The organism is Erwinia sp. S43 (assembly GCF_016624745.1).
In the GTDB taxonomy this organism is placed as follows: Bacteria; Pseudomonadota; Gammaproteobacteria; order Enterobacterales; family Enterobacteriaceae; genus Erwinia; species Erwinia coffeiphila.
In genome coordinates, this window is record NZ_JACVTX010000004.1 from 45,056 (window position 1) to 61,545 (window position 16,490).

Consider the following 16,490-nt stretch of genomic DNA (forward strand, 5'->3'; position numbering starts at 1 on the left):
TTAATGACCACTGGCGGCCAGGCCCAAATTGGAAATGTTGATCTTGTTAAACAACTGAATAGCGCAGCCGTGTACCGGCTCATCGATCAGCAAGGGCCGATATCGCGCATTCAGATTGCCGAACACAGCCAGCTTGCACCCGCCAGCGTCACCAAGATCACCCGGCAGCTCATTGAACGCGGGCTGATCAAAGAAGTTGAGCAGCAGGCTTCAACCGGCGGCCGCCGGGCAATATCGATTGTCAGCGAAACCCGTGGCTTCAACACCATTGGCGTTCGTCTTGGCCGTAACGATGCCACGCTGACCCTGTTCGATCTCAGCGGCAAATCGCTGGCGGAAGAGCACTACCCTCTGCCAGAGCGCAGCCAGGAAACGCTGGAAAATGCGCTGTTTAATGCCATAGCCGCCTTCCATGAGCAGCATCAGCGCAAGCTGCGCGAACTCATCGCGATCTCGGTTATTCTTCCCGGACTGGTCGATCCGAAGAACGGTGTGATCCGCTATATGCCGCATATCAGCGTCAGTCACTGGCCGCTGGTCGCCAACCTCGAAAAACGCTTTAACGTCACCAGTTTTGTCGGACATGACATCCGTAGCCTGGCCCTGGCGGAGCACTATTTTGGTGCCTCGCGCGACTGCGCAGACTCCATCCTGGTGCGCGTTCATCGCGGAACGGGGGCGGGAATCATCGCCAACGGGCATATCTTCCTCGGTAGTAACGGCAATGTCGGTGAGCTGGGGCATATCCAGGTCGATCCGCTGGGAGAGCGCTGCCACTGCGGCAACTTTGGCTGCCTGGAAACCATTGCCGCTAACAGTGCGATTGAAAATCGCGTACGGCATCTGCTGACGCAGGGCTATCCGAGTAGCCTGAGTCTGGACAATTGCCAGATCCAGCATATTTGCAGTGCCGCCAATCGCGGCGATGTGCTGGCCGCCGAGGTTATCGAACATGTGGGCCGACATCTGGGTAAAGCGATTGCCATTGCGATTAACCTGTTTAACCCGCAGAAAATTGTTATCGCCGGTGAAATAACCGAGGCCGATAAGGTCCTGCTACCCGCGATTGAAAGCTGCATCAATACCCAGGCGCTAAAAGCGTTCCGAAAAAATCTGCCGGTAGTACGCTCAGAGATCGATCATCGCTCGGCTATCGGCGCCTTTGCGCTGGCAAAACGGGCGATGCTTAACGGCATCCTGCTACAGCGACTTCTGGAAGCGTAATCAAGGACAGTAAGTGCATGACGATTAAGAACGTAATTTGCGATATTGATGGCGTATTAATGCATGACAATACTGCCGTACCCGGGGCTCGCGAGTTCCTGCAGCGGATCATGGGAAATAATATGCCGCTGGTGGTACTGACCAACTACCCGTCACAAACCGCCATGGATCTGGCCAACCGTTTTGCCTCTGCGGGTATAGACCTCCCGGACAGCGTCTTTTATACCTCTGCCATGGCTACCGCCGATTTTCTTAAGCGCCAGGAAGGGAAAAAAGCCTATGTCGTCGGCGAAGGCGCACTGATTCATGAGCTGTATAAAGCCGGGTTTACGATTACCGATATCAACCCGGATTTTGTGATCGTCGGCGAGACGCGTTCCTTTAACTGGGACATGATGCACAAAGCCGCCTTCTTTGTGGCGAACGGTGCGCGCTTTATTGCCACCAACCCCGACAGCCATGGTCACGGGCACTCCCCTGCCTGCGGCGCGCTCTGTGCAGGAATTGAACGCATCTCCGGCCGGCAGCCTTTCTACGTCGGTAAGCCCAGCCCGTGGATTATGCGTGCCGCACTGAATAAGATGCAGGCCCATTCAGAGGAAACGGTTATCGTTGGCGATAACCTGCGCACCGATATTCTGGCCGGATTCCAGGCCGGACTGGAAACCATACTGGTGCTTAGCGGCGTTTCCAGCCTCAGCGATATTGACGCCATGCCCTTCCGACCGACATGGGTTTATCCCTCCGTCGCGGATATTGACATATTTTAATCCCCAGCCCGGTTAACCCCGGGCTTTATACTTCCATATCGCGCAAAATTCATCCGCTTTTTGCCATCTTTTGCTGATTCAACAATAAAAACACCCATTAATTGAATAATCATCAAAGATAAGGCCAGGTCAACAGGCTATTTTTCAGGTATTGGCTAAATTGCTTGCATAGTCTGCTCTGTTAGCGCATTTTCTTATACATCAGGCGGCAACTCTCGCCTCAAACCAATATCAATACCGCAAGGTAAGTCGTTTAGGGAGCTGTGTATGTGTTCTATTTTTGGTGTACTCGATCTGAAAACCGATCCTACTGAACTGCGTAAGAAAGCGCTGGAGCTTTCTCGCCTGATGCGCCACCGTGGCCCGGACTGGTCTGGCATTTATGCCGATGACTATGCCATCCTGGCACACGAGCGTCTGTCGATCGTTGACGTGAACAATGGCGCACAGCCACTGTACAACGCTGCGCACACCCACGTTCTGGCGGTTAACGGCGAGATTTACAACCATCAGGCACTGCGCGCTGAACTGAGCGACCGCTATGAATTCCAAACGGATTCCGACTGCGAAGTGATCCTCGCGCTGTATCAGGAAAAAGGTATCGACTTCCTCGACGATCTGCAGGGCATGTTCGCCTTTATTCTGTATGACACAGAGAAGAAAACCTGGCTGATCGGCCGTGACCATATCGGTATCATTCCGCTGTATATGGGCAACGACGAGCACGGTAACCTGTACGTCGCTTCTGAAATGAAGGCGCTGGTGCCGGTTTGCCGCACAATCAAAGAGTTCCCGGCGGGCAGCTATATGTCCAGCACCGACGGTGAAATCAAGCGCTACTGGCAGCGTGACTGGTTCGACTATGCCGCAGTGGCTAACAACACCACGGATGCAGCGGCTCTGAAAGGCGCGCTGGAAGAGTCAGTAAAAAGCCACCTGATGTCAGATGTGCCTTACGGCGTTCTGCTGTCCGGCGGTCTGGATTCTTCCATCATTTCCGCGGTGACCAAAAAATTTGCTGCCAAGCGCGTAGAAGATCACGACAAGAGCGAAGCCTGGTGGCCGCAGCTGCACTCCTTTGCCGTGGGTCTTGAAGGTTCACCGGACCTGAAAGCAGCGAAAGCCGTGGCTGAGCATCTGGGTACCGTGCACCATGAAATTCACTTCACCGTGCAGGAAGGTCTGGATGCGATTCGCGATGTGATTTATCACATTGAAACCTATGACGTGACCACCATTCGTGCATCCACCCCGATGTATCTGATGTCACGTAAGATCAAAGCAATGGGCATCAAGATGGTGCTGTCCGGCGAAGGTGCGGACGAAGTCTTCGGCGGCTACCTGTACTTCCATAAGGCACCAAACGCACAGGAGTTCCACGAGGAGAACGTGCGTAAGCTGCATGCGCTGCACATGTTTGACTGTGCGCGTGCCAACAAGGCGATGTCAGCCTGGGGCGTGGAAGCTCGCGTACCGTTCCTGGACAAGAAATTCCTTGATGTGGCGATGCGCATCAACCCGGAAGACAAAATGTGCGGTAGCAACGGCAAAATGGAAAAACACATCCTGCGTGAGTGTTTTGAATCCTACCTGCCGGCAAGCGTAGCATGGCGCCAGAAAGAGCAGTTCTCTGACGGCGTTGGTTACAGCTGGATTGATACCCTGAAAGAAGTTGCGGCAGAGCAGATTAGCGACCAGCAGCTGCAAACCGCGCACTTCCGCTTCCCGTACAACACGCCAACCTCTAAAGAGGCGTATCTGTACCGTGAAATCTTTGAAGAGCTGTTCCCGGTACCAAGCGCGGCTGAATGCGTTCCGGGTGGTCCTTCAGTCGCCTGCTCGTCGGCTAAAGCCATCGAATGGGATGAAGCGTTCAAAACCATGGACGATCCGTCAGGACGTGCGGTTGGCGTGCATCAGGCAGCCTACTAATCCTTACCGTTTCACAAATACTTACGGGCCTTTATGGCCCGTTTTTTTTTTGCCATAACGCTGTTTAGACTCAGAATTCGTCGATTTTATCGACATAATGGTCACAAGCCATGCAAACAACACGTTTATGGCAAAAAACGGGAAAAAACTAGTTGACGCTTTTGGGCCAACTCCGCATAATGCGCCCCGCAACGCCGATGAAGGTGACGCAAAAAAAAGAAGGCTACTTAGCTCAGCTGGTTAGAGCACAGCACTCATAATGCTGGGGTCACAGGTTCGATTCCCGTAGTAGCCACCACTTCTTTTTGCGCGGGAGTGGCGAAATTGGTAGACGCACCAGATTTAGGTTCTGGCGCCGCAAGGTGTGCGAGTTCAAGTCTCGCCTCCCGCACCATTTCCGACAGAGGTTTGCAGCAAGGATGGGGTATCGCCAAGCGGTAAGGCACCGGTTTTTGATACCGGCATTCCCTGGTTCGAATCCAGGTACCCCAGCCAGTTTTTTGTAGTAGAATGTGTAGTTCTGACTGTCGTGTTATCACGATGCGGACATTGGGATATCGCCAAGCGGTAAGGCACCGGTTTTTGATACCGGCATTCCCTGGTTCGAATCCAGGTATCCCAGCCAGTCAGAAAGTTGTAAAGCAATAATGTACGGCTACTTAGCTCAGCTGGTTAGAGCACAGCACTCATAATGCTGGGGTCACAGGTTCGATTCCCGTAGTAGCCACCAAATTATTGGGGTGTCGCCAAGTGGTAAGGCTCTGGTTTCTGATACCAGCATTCCGGGGTTCGAATCCCTGCACCCCAGCCATATAAAGACGGCTGGTTGTATTAAGTCGCAAAGTAAAAGTCGCCTGGTTCGCCAGTCGCAGTAAAAATTGGGGTGTCGCCAAGTGGTAAGGCTCTGGTTTCTGATACCAGCATTCCGGGGTTCGAATCCCTGCACCCCAGCCATAAAGTAAAGAAGCCCGCGCAAGCGGGCTTTTTTACGTCTGCCGATCATGGAATTCCAGTCGCATACAGCACTCTCAAAACAGACCGCGCTATGGATTAACGGGCAGGCGGTTAACCTACCCAGAGTAAAACTACAGTCCCAGCGCGTACCGCAACGCCTGTCGCTTCAGCCCGCCGGAATGCTGTGCCGCCATCAATCCCAGATTACGCACAAGCTTCAACGGGCCCAGCTGGTTGCTGAAGGCGAAATAGAACAGATCCATGCCGCTCTGCATCAGCTGATTATCTTTCTGGCGCTGACGCTGATAACGCATCAACACCGCTTCAGAGGCCCAGTCTTCAGCACGCAGACGTGATTCACTCAGCACGTTAATCAACGCATCCACATCGCGATAGCCGAGGTTTACACCCTGCCCTGCCAGCGGATTAATGGTGTGTGCCGCATCCCCCACCAGCGCAAGGCCTGGTTTGACGTAGTCAATGGCATGCCGGCGTACCAGCGGGAACGATCCGGCCGCCACGGCAGTCACTTTGCCTAACCGCGCCGGGAAATGTGCAGCAACTTCTTTTTGCAGCTGAGGGATCGGCATCGCCTGTAGCTGGCGAATGCGCGCCGGGCTGTCATACCAGACCAGTGATGCCCAGTTATCAAACAACGGCAGAAATGCACGTGGCCCCTGCGGAGTAAACTGCTGCCATGTGGTATCTCCCGCATCATGCTCACAGCGCACGCTGATTAACATACAGGACTGAGCATAATTCCAGCCGCGAATACCAATACCAGCCATCTGGCGCACCTGAGAATTGGCCCCGTCAGCACCGATCACCAGACGGGTATTCAGCCGCTGACCGCCGTCCAGCGTTAGCTGCCAGCCACCGTTGACCGGTTGTAAACTCTGTAACCGCGTGGGGCAGATTATCCGCACGGGCTGCTGTTGCAAGCGCTGCCACAGTGCCCGCTGCAGCACGCTGTTCTCCACCATATAGCCGAGTTCCGGCAGTCCAAGCGAGGCGGCATCAAAGGAGACCTGAGCCGTCTGCCACTCCCAGGTTTCCAGCCGACGATAGGGCGCACAGCGCATCGCGGTAACCGCTGGCCAGACATCAAGCTGTTTGAGTAAAGCGACGGATGCAGCACCAATAGCTGAGATACGCACATCGGGAGGACTGACCGGATCAAAATCCACCGGGGCTTCCTGCTCCAGAACCGCTACCTCAAACCCGTGCTGTGCCAGACCACTGGCCAGCGCGGCACCAACCATGCCACCGCCCACAATGGCCACATCTACCTTCTGCTCATTTTCTGTCATTGTTTTTCCTTCACCGGCGTTGCCAAATATGCTCTACAGCTACACCTCACCGGGCGAATTCTGTTATCCTGATAGTTAGTAAGTGTACCGGATTTTAACCCCGTTACCTCAGTTTCACTGGTCGCGAAACAATAGGATACGCGCCCTGCACTCTTTTCTGCATGACAAATGGCAAGTCGATGACAAAAAAACTGCATATTAAAACCTGGGGCTGCCAGATGAATGAGTATGACTCATCCAAAATGGCTGACCTGTTAAACAGCACCCACGGCTATACGCTGACCGAAGAAGCGGAAGACGCTGACGTACTGCTGCTCAACACCTGCTCAATTCGTGAAAAGGCTCAGGAAAAGGTTTTCAATCTGCTTGGCCGTTGGCGAAAACTGAAAGAAGCGCGACCGGACGTCATTATCGGCGTGGGTGGCTGTGTGGCATCGCAGGAGGGTGAACATATTCGTCAGCGTGCCAGCTGCGTGGATATTGTTTTTGGCCCGCAAACCCTGCATCGCCTGCCGGAAATGATCAACACCGTTCGCGGCACCAAAAGCCCGGTGGTGGATATCAGCTTCCCGGAAATTGAAAAATTCGACCGCATGCCAGAACCGCGCGCGGACGGTCCTACTGCTTTTGTTTCTATCATGGAAGGCTGCAATAAGTACTGTACGTTCTGCGTGGTGCCCTATACGCGTGGTGAAGAGGTCAGCCGACCTTCGGATGACATTCTGTTTGAAATTGCTCAGCTCGCCGCTCAGGGCGTGCGTGAAGTCAACCTGTTGGGGCAAAACGTTAACGCCTATCGGGGCGAAACTTACGACGGCGGTATCTGCACGTTTGCCGAATTGCTGCGCCTGGTCGCCGCCATTGACGGTATTGACCGCATTCGTTTCACCACCAGTCATCCGATTGAATTTACTGACGACATTATTGACGTCTATCGCGATACGCCTGAACTGGTCAGCTTCCTGCATCTGCCGGTACAAAGCGGTGCCGACCGCATACTCACACTGATGAAGCGCTCGCATACCGCGCTGGAATATAAAGCGATTATTCGTAAGCTGTTGGCCGCACGGCCCGATATTCAGATGAGCTCCGACTTTATCATCGGCTTCCCGGGCGAAACTCAGGCCGACTTTGAACAGACCATGAAGCTGGTTGGCGAAATCAACTTCGACGTCAGCTTCAGCTTTATCTACTCCGCGCGCCCCGGTACGCCTGCCGCCGACCTCCCTGACGATGTGTCAGAAGAAGAGAAGAAGCAGCGCCTGTATATTTTGCAGGACCGCATTAACCAGCAGGCGATGGCGTGGAGCCGCCGCATGCTCGGTACCGTCCAGCGAATTTTGGTCGAAGGCACCTCGCGTAAAAATGTAATGGAGCTTTCAGGCCGCACGGAAAATAATCGCGTGGTCAACTTTGAAGGTACGCCAGAACATATCGGCAAATTCGTTGATGTCGAAATCGTGGATGTTTACACCAACTCACTGCGCGGCGTGCTGGTGCGCAGCGAAGAACAGATGGGCCTGCGCAGTATTGAATCCCCTGCCTCGGTGATTGCCCGCACTCGTAAAGAAAACGAGCTGGGCGTAGGTACTTTCCAGCCCTGATCCCGCCATTAAAATGCGGCGAGGCTTCCAGTTCGCCGCATTATTTCATGCAACAACGGTTGGTTTCTGAAATCTCAGCCCAAATATCGCTTGAGACGCTTGCACCTTTGCGCCTCGCCATAAATAATTCCCTTATGGCACTGGCGCTTAAGTCGGTGAAGCCCATTTTCTCAACCTGGCCCTGAGTGACCCAAAGGATTAGTTTGAATATTGAAACACGTGAAATTACTTTAGAACCGGCCGATAACACCCGGCTGTTGAGCCTCTGTGGTCCGTTCGACGACAACATTAAGCAGCTGGAGCGCCGTCTTGGGATTGAAATAAATCGCCGCGATAATGCGTTTAAGCTGGTAGGCCGTGCGCTCTGTGTTAATGCCGCCGTGGACATCCTGCGCGATCTTTACGTGGATACCGCCCCCGTGCGTGGCCATATCCCGGATATCGATCCGGAACAGATTCACCTGGCAATTAAAGAGAGCCGGGTACTGGAGCAGACCGCTGAAAGCGTGCCTGACTTTGGTAAAGCGATTCACATTAAGACCAAGCGCGGCGTCATCAAGCCACGTACGCCTAATCAGGCGCAGTATATTGCCAATATTCTCGACCACGACGTTACTTTTGGCATCGGACCTGCGGGTACCGGTAAAACCTACCTGGCGGTGGCCGCAGCAGTAGATGCCCTTGAGCGACAGGAAATACGCCGTATCCTGCTGACCCGCCCGGCAGTGGAAGCTGGCGAGAAGCTGGGTTTCCTGCCCGGCGATCTCAGCCAGAAGGTCGATCCTTATCTGCGTCCGCTGTATGACGCCCTGTTTGAGATGCTGGGCTTTGAGCGCGTAGAGAAACTGATTGAGCGCAACGTAATCGAAGTGGCTCCGCTGGCTTATATGCGCGGCCGTACCCTGAATGACGCGTTTATCATTCTGGACGAAAGCCAGAACACCACCATCGAACAGATGAAGATGTTCCTGACGCGTATTGGCTTCAACTCAAGAGCGGTGATTACCGGTGACGTCACCCAGATAGATCTGCCGCGTAACCTGAAATCCGGCCTGCGCCACGCTATTGAAGTGTTATCCGACGTACCGGAACTGAGCTTCAACTTCTTCCACAGTGAAGACGTAGTGCGCCACCCGGTCGTTGCCCGAATTGTCATTGCCTATGAAGCCTGGGAAAGTGCCGATCAAAAACGGCGCGATGCCCTGGCAGAAGAACGTAAACGTGAAGCGCTCGCCCTGCAGCAGGCTGCTTCACAGGAGCCCAAATGAGTACAGTCATTCTTGACCTGCAGTTAGCCTGTGAAAGTGAACAGGGGCTGCCACCGGAAGCCGATTTCCGCCGCTGGCTGGAAGCGGTGCTGCCGCAGTTTCAGCCGGAAAGTGAAGTTACTATTCGCGTGGTGGATGAAGCCGAAAGCCATGAGTTAAACCATACCTATCGCGGCAAGGACAAGCCTACCAACGTGCTCTCTTTCCCGTTTGAAGCACCGCCGGGGATAGAACTTCCCCTGCTGGGCGATCTGATTATCTGCCGTCAGGTTGTAGAACAGGAAGCGCTGGAGCAGGAAAAAGCGCTGGAGGCGCACTGGGCGCACATGGTGATCCACGGTAGCCTGCATTTATTAGGTTATGATCACATCGAAGATGACGAAGCCGAAGAGATGGAATCGCTGGAGACCGAGATAATGCTTGCTCTTGGCTATCCCGATCCGTACATTTCGGAGAAAGAATAAGTGCTGGCGTATCCAGCTTGCTGTACGCCTTGCCCCTGCGGGGGCAGCCGATCCCTTAACAGAGAGACTAACTCAAAAACGCCATGAGCGATGACCATTCACAGAATAACGACAGTCCCAGTAGTAAAAAGGGATTTTTTAGCCTGATCCTCAACCAGCTTTTCCACGGTGAGCCTAAAAACCGTGATGACCTGCTTGAGCTAATCCGTGATTCCGAGCAGAACGAACTGATCGATCCGGATACACGGGATATGCTGGAAGGGGTGATGGATATCGCCGAACAGCGTGTACGCGATATTATGATCCCCCGCTCGCAGATGATCACGCTCAAGCGTAATCAAACGCTGGAAGAGTGCCTGGCGGTGATCATTGACTCTGCCCACTCGCGCTTCCCGGTGATCAGTGAAGACAAGGACCATGTTGAAGGCATCCTGATGGCGAAAGATCTGCTGCCGTTTATGAGCAGCAGTTCCGAGCCGTTCAGTATAGAAAAAGTTCTGCGCCAGGCCGTTGTGGTACCGGAGAGTAAGCGTGTTGACCGCATGCTAAAAGAGTTCCGCTCGCAGCGCTACCACATGGCGATCGTCATCGATGAGTTTGGTGGCGTTTCCGGTCTGGTGACCATCGAAGATATTCTCGAACTGATCGTCGGTGAAATCGAAGATGAATATGATGATGAGGAAGATCGTGATATCCGTCAGCTGAGCCGTCATACCTATACCGTGCGTGCGTTAGCCCCGATTGAAGACTTTAATGAGGTATTCGGCACCCACTTCAGCGATGAAGAGGTGGATACCATTGGTGGACTGGTGATGCAGGGCTTCGGCCATCTCCCGGCTCGCGGAGAGAGCATCGAAATCGACGGCTACCAGTTTAAAGTCGCAATGGCCGACAGCCGCCGTATCATCCAGGTCCACGTCAGGGTTCCGGAAAACTCGCCACAGCCCACTCTGGAAGAGTAATTACCTTATGGCAATTGCCTCAATTTACCAGCGCCAGCGGGTTCGCCTGCTGCTCGCGCTGTTAACGGGTGCCGCTGGCACCCTTTCTTTCTCACCCTATGATTTCTGGCCTGCCGCCCTTGTTTCTTTAATCGGGCTCCAGGCGCTGACGCTGAACCGCACAACGCGGCAGGCCTGCGCAATTGGCTTCGCATGGGGCTTCGGCCTTTTCGGCAGCGGTATTAACTGGGTCTATGTCAGTATCGCCACCTTTGGCGGTATGCCAGGACCGGTGAATATCTTCCTCGTGGTTCTGCTGGCAGCCTATTTGTCGCTGTATCCGATGCTGTTTACCACCCTGCTAAACCGCCTGTTCCCAAAAACCACGCTGCTGCGCCTGGTGCTGGCAGCACCGGTACTCTGGCAGGTGACAGAGTTTTTACGCGGCTGGATCTTAACCGGCTTCCCGTGGCTGCAGTTCGGCTACAGCCAGATTAACGGCCCTTTAAAAGGACTGGCACCGTTGCTCGGTGTGGAGGGCATCACCTTCCTGCTGATGATAATAGCGGGTCTGTTGGTCTTTGCCGCCAATCAGCGGCGCTTGAGTGCGGGTATCATCGCCCTGGCCCTGCTTTTACTGCCGTGGCCACTGCGCCTGATCAACTGGTTCCAGCCGCTGCCGGAACGCACCGTTGACGTGGCGCTGGTGCAGGGCAACATCGCACAATCGATGAAATGGGACCCTAACCAGCTGGTTAATACGCTAAAAACCTATACCACGCTCAGTCGTCCATACGTTGGTAAAGCGCCGATTATTATCTGGCCGGAGTCAGCCATTCCCGATCTGGAAACGCGCCAACAGCCGTTCCTGAAAGAAGTTGATGAGCAGCTTCGCAACGGCGGCAGCAGCCTGATTACCGGTATTGTTGACTCACGCCTCGAAAATAATCGCTACCACGATTACAACTCGATCATCGTGCTGGGTGGTCCACAGCCTTACAACTACTTCAGCGGTAATCGCTACCAGAAAAATCACCTGGTGCCTTTTGGTGAATTCGTCCCGCTGGAATCGCTGCTGCGTCCGCTGGCGCCGTTCTTCGATCTGCCGATGTCCTCTTTCAGCCGTGGCAGTTACATTCAGCCGCAGCTCAAAGTGGCGGGCTTTAATCTGACCGCCGCGATTTGCTACGAAATCGTACTGGGTCAGCAGGTGCGGGATAACTTCCAGCCGGATACTAACTTCCTGCTGACTATCTCAAACGATGCCTGGTTTGGCCATTCGATCGGCCCATGGCAGCATCTGCAAATGGCGCAGATGCGCGCGCTGGAGCTGGGTCGTCCTCTGCTGCGCAGCACCAATAATGGCGTAACGGCTATCGTGGACGCTAAAGGGGATATCAGCCAGATGATTCCTCAGTTCACCGCCGAGGTGCTCTCCGCAAAAGTCACGCCGACGACGGGCCTGACGCCTTACGCGCGTATCGGTAACTGGGGCGTGTGGTTTATCACGCTGCTCTTCGCCGCGGTGGGCACACTGTGCTGCTGGCGCTCACGCGGGGCTCAACGTTAAATCCTCCCGGAGCCAGCCTTTTCGCTGGCTCCGTATTTTGTGCTTCATTCAAGATGTCCTCCCCCTGTTACCTTCGCGACATTTTCCCTCGCCAGACCTTTTCTGCCTTTTCCACTTCGACTTCCGACCTCTGCAAGTTTCACATTCTGTTCTTCTAACGCATATATGCTCTTCGCCAACCATCTGCCTTTCGCTTCCGGGCTGGGCTTCGCCATCCCAATAGCATCCATCATCGCGCTCGCCGTTTATGCTGCACTTTTGTTAAAAAGCCGCCGTTGGCACGATGATTGCAAAATATTTCCGTGAAAACGTGTGTCGCCCTTAAAAAAGTCACGATGAAACGCCACCCGCACCATAAAAGGGCATTCGTCGCACCACCATGGAGCGGAGCGAGCCATCAGGCGCCAGATTGGTGCGGCATGACTCGCAAAAAGGAAACTTTTTCGTATCCTGCCGTTAACATTCGGCTATGTTATTTGAGAAAGACCACGTTAACCGCTGTACATAAAACAGATAAACAGCTGGAAATACACACAACATCACGTCGGCGTAGTTTAATTAACGCCACAACTGCAAAGGAGTTGGAACATGAAATTACGGAAACTGGGGCTTTGCCTTGCACTGGCTGGTTTTGCCTCCGGTATTGCACATGCGGAAGACGCTGCACCACAGGCCGCTGATGCACAAACTCAGACCCTGGAAAAAATTGCTAAAAACGGCGTCATCGTCGTGGGCCACCGTGAATCATCCGTCCCGTTCTCCTACTACGATAATCAGCAAAAAGTGGTGGGTTATTCTCAGGCATACTCCGACGCCATCGTTGAAGCGATCAAAAAGAAACTCAACAAGCCTGACCTGCAGGTTAAACTGCTGCCAATCACGTCACAGAACCGCATTCCGCTGCTGCAAAACGGCACCTACGATTTCGAGTGCGGTTCCACCACCAACAACCTGGAACGCCAGAAACAGGCCGCGTTCTCTGACAGCATCTTCGTTGTGGGTACCCGCCTGCTGGTGAAAAAAGGTGGCCCGATTAAAGACTTCGCTGACCTGAAAGGGAAAAGCGTCGTAGTGACTTCCGGTACAACGTCTGAAATTCTGCTGAACAAGCTGAATGATGAGCAGAAAATGGACATGCGCATTATCAGCGCCAAAGATCACGGTGACTCCTTCCGTACCCTGGAAAGCGGCCGCGCGGTGGCCTTTATGATGGATGACGCACTGCTGGCCGGTGAACGCGCAAAAGCGAAGAAACCATCTAACTGGGAAATCCTCGGCACGCCGCAGTCACACGAAGCCTACGGCTGTATGCTGCGTAAGGGCGATGGCGAATTTAAGAAGCTGATGGATGACACCATCGCGCAGGCACAGACGTCCGGCGAAGCGGCAAAATGGTTTGATAAATGGTTTAAACAGCCAATCCCACCGAAAAACATGACCATGGACTTCGATCTGTCTGACGATATGAAAGCGCTGTTCAAGTCTCCTAACGACAAGGCAATGAATTAATAACGAAAATAAAGGGCAGTCTGCTGCCCTACGATTGTTGAACACAGGCCCGGACAGACACGGCCAGGCTGATGTGGCACTCAGTCACGCAGCCTGGCTAAGGTATTAAGCGGTCGTTCCCCGTAGCGTACATCAGGGCCTCTCATCAATCTTCAGGGTAGCAGCCGCTACCCTTTTTTTACCGGAGTCGTTTATGTCAATTGATTGGAACTGGGGTATCTTCCTGCAACAGGCCCCGTTCGGTAATACCACCTACCTTGGCTGGCTATGGTCTGGTTTCCAGATCACCGTTGCCGTCTCAGTCTGCGCCTGGATTATCGCTCTGCTGGTTGGATCGCTGTTTGGCATTTTGCGCACCGTTCCTAACCGATGGCTGTCTACGCTGGGCACCTGCTACGTTGAGCTTTTCCGCAACGTGCCGCTGATCGTCCAGTTCTTTATCTGGTATCTGGTTGTCCCGGAACTGCTGCCCGAAAGCATCGGCATGTGGTTTAAATCAGAGCTGGACCCGAATATTCAGTTCTTCACCTGTTCGGTACTCTGCCTGGGGCTGTTTACCGCCGCGCGCGTGTGCGAGCAGGTCCGTGCAGCCATTCAGTCCCTGCCTTCCGGGCAGAAAAACGCCGGTCTGGCAATGGGGCTGACGCTGCCACAAACCTACCGTTACGTCCTGCTGCCTAATGCCTATCGCGTTATCGTGCCGCCAATGACCTCTGAAATGCTGAACCTGGTGAAAAACTCGGCGATCGCTTCAACCATTGGTCTGGTGGATATGGCGGCGCAGGCTGGCAAACTGCTGGATTACTCCGCGCACGCCTATGAATCATTTACGGCTATTACGCTGGCCTATATCGCCATCAATGCGGTGATTATGCTGCTGATGAGCCTGGTTGAACGTAAAGTGCGCCTGCCCGGCAATACGGGAGGAAAATAATGTACGAATTTGACTGGAGCACCATCGTGCCCAACCTGCCGTTCCTGTGGAACGGTATGGTTGTTACCCTGAAAATCACGATTACGGCGGTAATCTTCGGCATCATCTGGGGCACCCTGCTGGCGGTGATGCGGCTGTCGTCGATTACCGTCGTCAGCTGGTTTGCCCGCCTGTACGTCAACCTGTTCCGCTCAGTGCCGCTGGTGATGGTACTGCTGTGGTTCTATCTGGTGGTTCCGAGTTTCCTGCAGCAGGTACTGGGGCTGTCGCCCAAAACGGATATCCGCCTGATTTCAGCCATGGTGGCCTTCTCGCTGTTTGAAGCCGCATACTACTCCGAAATTATCCGCGCCGGGATACTGAGTATTGCCCGTGGTCAGGGCAACGCCGCGCTGGCGCTGGGGATGACCAAGTGGCAGTCAATGCAGCTAATCATTCTGCCGCAGGCGTTTCGCGCGATGGTACCGCTGCTGCTCACCCAGGGTATCGTTTTGTTCCAGGACACCTCACTGGTTTACGTTCTGAGCCTTGCCGATTTCTTCCGCACAGCCGATACCATCGGAATCAACAACGGTACGGAAATTGAGATGGTGCTGTTTGCCGGCGCGGTTTATTTTGTTATCAGCCTCAGTGCTTCGCTGTTGGTCAGCTATTTAAAGAAAAAAAGGACTGCTTAAATGATTACCCTGAAAAATGTTTCTAAGTGGTATGGTCAATTTCAGGTGCTGACCGACTGCTCAACGGAAGTGACGAAAGGTGAAGTGGTGGTGGTCTGCGGCCCTTCCGGCTCCGGTAAATCCACGCTGATAAAAACCGTCAACGGCCTGGAACCCATCCAGCAGGGCGTGATTGAAGTGAACGGCACGGCGGTGAATGATAAACGTACCAATCTTGCGCAATTGCGTTCACGCGTTGGCATGGTGTTCCAGCACTTTGAGCTGTTTCCCCACCTTTCCATCGTTGAAAACCTGACTCTGGCGCAGGTCAAGGTTCTTAAACGTAATAAAGATGAGGCGCGTCAGAAAGGACTGAAGCTGCTGGAGCGCGTCGGGCTGGGAGCACACGCAAACAAGTTCCCGGGGCAGCTTTCCGGCGGCCAGCAGCAGCGCGTGGCCATCGCGCGCGCGCTGTGCATGGACCCGATCGCCATGCTGTTTGATGAACCCACCTCAGCGCTGGACCCGGAAATGATCAACGAAGTGCTGGATGTAATGGTTGAGCTGGCGAATGAAGGAATGACCATGATGGTGGTGACACACGAGATGGGCTTTGCCCGTAAAGTGGCTAACCGGGTGATCTTTATGGACGAAGGTAAAATTGTGGAAGATTCACCGAAGGATGACTTCTTCAACAACCCGCAGTCGGAGCGCGCAAAAGAGTTCCTGGCGAAAATCCTGCATTAAGGCGGACTTCTCATAGCTAAAAAACGGTATCCGGAGAATGATATTTTCACTTTATCCGGATACCGATTTCACCCTTCTCCGGCTCCCAGCCTACGGTTCAAACGGCTGACGCTGAAACTGATCGTGCCCACACTCTGAGCAGCGGGTTAATACCTCCGGCGTATAGATGGCACGAGTGTACTGGCATTTCTCACATACCAGATTTCCCAACCCAACCACTTCACCGCTTTGATACACACCGTGATGATTCAGATCCTGAAACACCTCACGCCACTCAAGCTGGCTTTTATCGGTAATATCAGCCAGTTCTTTCCACAGGCTCTGGCGAATGACGCGCATAAACACGCTGTCGCCGAGTTCCTGTTCGTTTTCAGCATAGCTGCGCGCGAACTCTTCCAGATCGCGGCGAACCGCTCGCGTAACGTCATCAATTTCGCTGCGGGTCAGTTCGCCACGGTTATTCATCCGCTGCCGCGCGCTGTCTACCAGCGCATCAATGTCACGCTCACCCTGCTCCAGGCGCTTCGTTAAGGATGAAATAAACTCGCGATAGTACTGAGCAACCTTGTTCATGGACTCTCCTTATTGATAACGAAAGCATTTCCCT

15 protein-coding genes and 7 tRNA genes are annotated in these 16,490 nt (G+C 53.8%); 19 read left to right on the forward strand and 3 right to left on the reverse strand.

Going from position 1 to position 16,490, the window contains the following annotated elements:
• Nucleotides 1–3: 3 nt before the first annotated feature.
• The 10 genes from IBT47_RS06420 (at nucleotide 4) to IBT47_RS06465 (ending at nucleotide 4,880) form a co-directional block, all read left to right on the forward strand.
• Nucleotides 4–1,224, forward strand: coding sequence for an N-acetylglucosamine repressor (locus IBT47_RS06420; RefSeq protein WP_200559833.1), 1,221 nt, complete (start codon nucleotides 4–6; stop codon nucleotides 1,222–1,224).
• A gap of 17 nt (nucleotides 1,225–1,241) precedes the next feature.
• A complete protein-coding gene (locus tag IBT47_RS06425; RefSeq protein WP_105591052.1) occupies nucleotides 1,242–1,994 on the forward strand; it encodes an HAD-IIA family hydrolase in 753 nt (250 codons plus the stop codon).
• Between the two features lie 267 nt (nucleotides 1,995–2,261).
• On the forward strand, nucleotides 2,262–3,926 hold the full coding sequence (asnB, locus tag IBT47_RS06430) for an asparagine synthase B (protein WP_105591051.1): 1,665 nt from the start codon (nucleotides 2,262–2,264) through the stop codon (nucleotides 3,924–3,926).
• Between the two features lie 221 nt (nucleotides 3,927–4,147).
• Nucleotides 4,148–4,224: transfer RNA gene (locus tag IBT47_RS06435), tRNA-Met, on the forward strand.
• A gap of 11 nt (nucleotides 4,225–4,235) precedes the next feature.
• Nucleotides 4,236–4,320, forward strand: a tRNA-Leu gene (locus IBT47_RS06440).
• Between the two features lie 26 nt (nucleotides 4,321–4,346).
• Nucleotides 4,347–4,421, forward strand: a tRNA-Gln gene (locus IBT47_RS06445).
• Between the two features lie 55 nt (nucleotides 4,422–4,476).
• Nucleotides 4,477–4,551: transfer RNA gene (locus IBT47_RS06450), tRNA-Gln, on the forward strand.
• A 28-nt stretch (nucleotides 4,552–4,579) separates the two neighbouring features.
• Nucleotides 4,580–4,656: transfer RNA gene (locus tag IBT47_RS06455), tRNA-Met, on the forward strand.
• Nucleotides 4,657–4,662: 6 nt separating this feature from the next.
• A tRNA-Gln gene (locus tag IBT47_RS06460) sits at nucleotides 4,663–4,737 on the forward strand.
• 68 nt (nucleotides 4,738–4,805) lie between these two features.
• Nucleotides 4,806–4,880: transfer RNA gene (locus tag IBT47_RS06465), tRNA-Gln, on the forward strand.
• A gap of 131 nt (nucleotides 4,881–5,011) precedes the next feature.
• Here the strand turns inward: IBT47_RS06465 and ubiF are convergent.
• Nucleotides 5,012–6,190: a 3-demethoxyubiquinol 3-hydroxylase gene (ubiF, locus tag IBT47_RS06470; RefSeq protein WP_200559834.1), complete on the reverse strand. Its 1,179-nt coding sequence runs from the start codon at nucleotides 6,188–6,190 to the stop codon at nucleotides 5,012–5,014.
• 179 nt (nucleotides 6,191–6,369) lie between these two features.
• Between ubiF and miaB the strand changes: the two genes are divergently transcribed.
• From miaB to lnt, 5 genes are all read left to right on the forward strand, one after another.
• On the forward strand, nucleotides 6,370–7,794 hold the full coding sequence (gene miaB / locus IBT47_RS06475; RefSeq protein ID WP_200559835.1) for a tRNA (N6-isopentenyl adenosine(37)-C2)-methylthiotransferase MiaB: 1,425 nt from the start codon (nucleotides 6,370–6,372) through the stop codon (nucleotides 7,792–7,794).
• A 203-nt stretch (nucleotides 7,795–7,997) separates the two neighbouring features.
• The gene (locus IBT47_RS06480) at nucleotides 7,998–9,062 is read left to right on the forward strand and encodes a PhoH family protein (protein ID WP_105591048.1); all 1,065 of its coding nucleotides are present in this window, start codon (nucleotides 7,998–8,000) and stop codon (nucleotides 9,060–9,062) included.
• Entirely contained in the window at nucleotides 9,059–9,526 is a 468-nt protein-coding gene (ybeY, locus tag IBT47_RS06485; protein WP_200547372.1) for an rRNA maturation RNase YbeY, read from the forward strand. Before IBT47_RS06480 ends, ybeY begins: the two co-directional genes overlap by 4 nt.
• An 83-nt stretch (nucleotides 9,527–9,609) precedes the next feature.
• Nucleotides 9,610–10,488, forward strand: coding sequence for a CNNM family magnesium/cobalt transport protein CorC (gene corC, locus IBT47_RS06490; RefSeq protein WP_105591046.1), 879 nt, complete (start codon nucleotides 9,610–9,612; stop codon nucleotides 10,486–10,488).
• Nucleotides 10,489–10,495: 7 nt separating this feature from the next.
• Nucleotides 10,496–12,037, forward strand: a complete 1,542-nt coding sequence (gene lnt / locus IBT47_RS06495; protein WP_200559836.1) for an apolipoprotein N-acyltransferase — start codon at nucleotides 10,496–10,498, stop codon at nucleotides 12,035–12,037.
• A gap of 44 nt (nucleotides 12,038–12,081) precedes the next feature.
• On the opposite strand, the gene IBT47_RS06500 is transcribed toward lnt, so the two are convergent.
• Nucleotides 12,082–12,270, reverse strand: a complete 189-nt coding sequence (locus tag IBT47_RS06500; protein WP_200559837.1) for a hypothetical protein — start codon at nucleotides 12,268–12,270, stop codon at nucleotides 12,082–12,084.
• Nucleotides 12,271–12,625: 355 nt separating this feature from the next.
• Between IBT47_RS06500 and IBT47_RS06505 the strand changes: the two genes are divergently transcribed.
• The 4 genes from IBT47_RS06505 to IBT47_RS06520 all read left to right on the forward strand — a co-directional run bounded on the left by IBT47_RS06505 (nucleotide 12,626) and on the right by IBT47_RS06520 (nucleotide 15,883).
• On the forward strand, nucleotides 12,626–13,546 hold the full coding sequence (locus IBT47_RS06505) for an amino acid ABC transporter substrate-binding protein (protein ID WP_105591044.1): 921 nt from the start codon (nucleotides 12,626–12,628) through the stop codon (nucleotides 13,544–13,546).
• A gap of 193 nt (nucleotides 13,547–13,739) precedes the next feature.
• Nucleotides 13,740–14,480 (forward strand): amino acid ABC transporter permease, encoded by a 741-nt coding sequence (locus tag IBT47_RS06510; RefSeq protein ID WP_200559838.1) that lies wholly within the window; start codon nucleotides 13,740–13,742, stop codon nucleotides 14,478–14,480.
• A complete protein-coding gene (gene gltK / locus IBT47_RS06515; RefSeq protein ID WP_200559839.1) occupies nucleotides 14,480–15,157 on the forward strand; it encodes a glutamate/aspartate ABC transporter permease GltK in 678 nt (225 codons plus the stop codon). Before IBT47_RS06510 ends, gltK begins: the two co-directional genes overlap by 1 nt.
• The gene (locus tag IBT47_RS06520; protein WP_105591041.1) at nucleotides 15,158–15,883 is read left to right on the forward strand and encodes an amino acid ABC transporter ATP-binding protein; all 726 of its coding nucleotides are present in this window, start codon (nucleotides 15,158–15,160) and stop codon (nucleotides 15,881–15,883) included. It begins immediately after the preceding gene.
• 90 nt (nucleotides 15,884–15,973) lie between these two features.
• Here IBT47_RS06520 and IBT47_RS06525 read toward each other — a convergent pair whose 3' ends face one another.
• Complete coding sequence (locus IBT47_RS06525; RefSeq protein ID WP_200559840.1) at nucleotides 15,974–16,456, reverse strand: zinc ribbon-containing protein; 483 nt, start codon at nucleotides 16,454–16,456, stop codon at nucleotides 15,974–15,976.
• Nucleotides 16,457–16,490 lie beyond the last annotated feature (34 nt).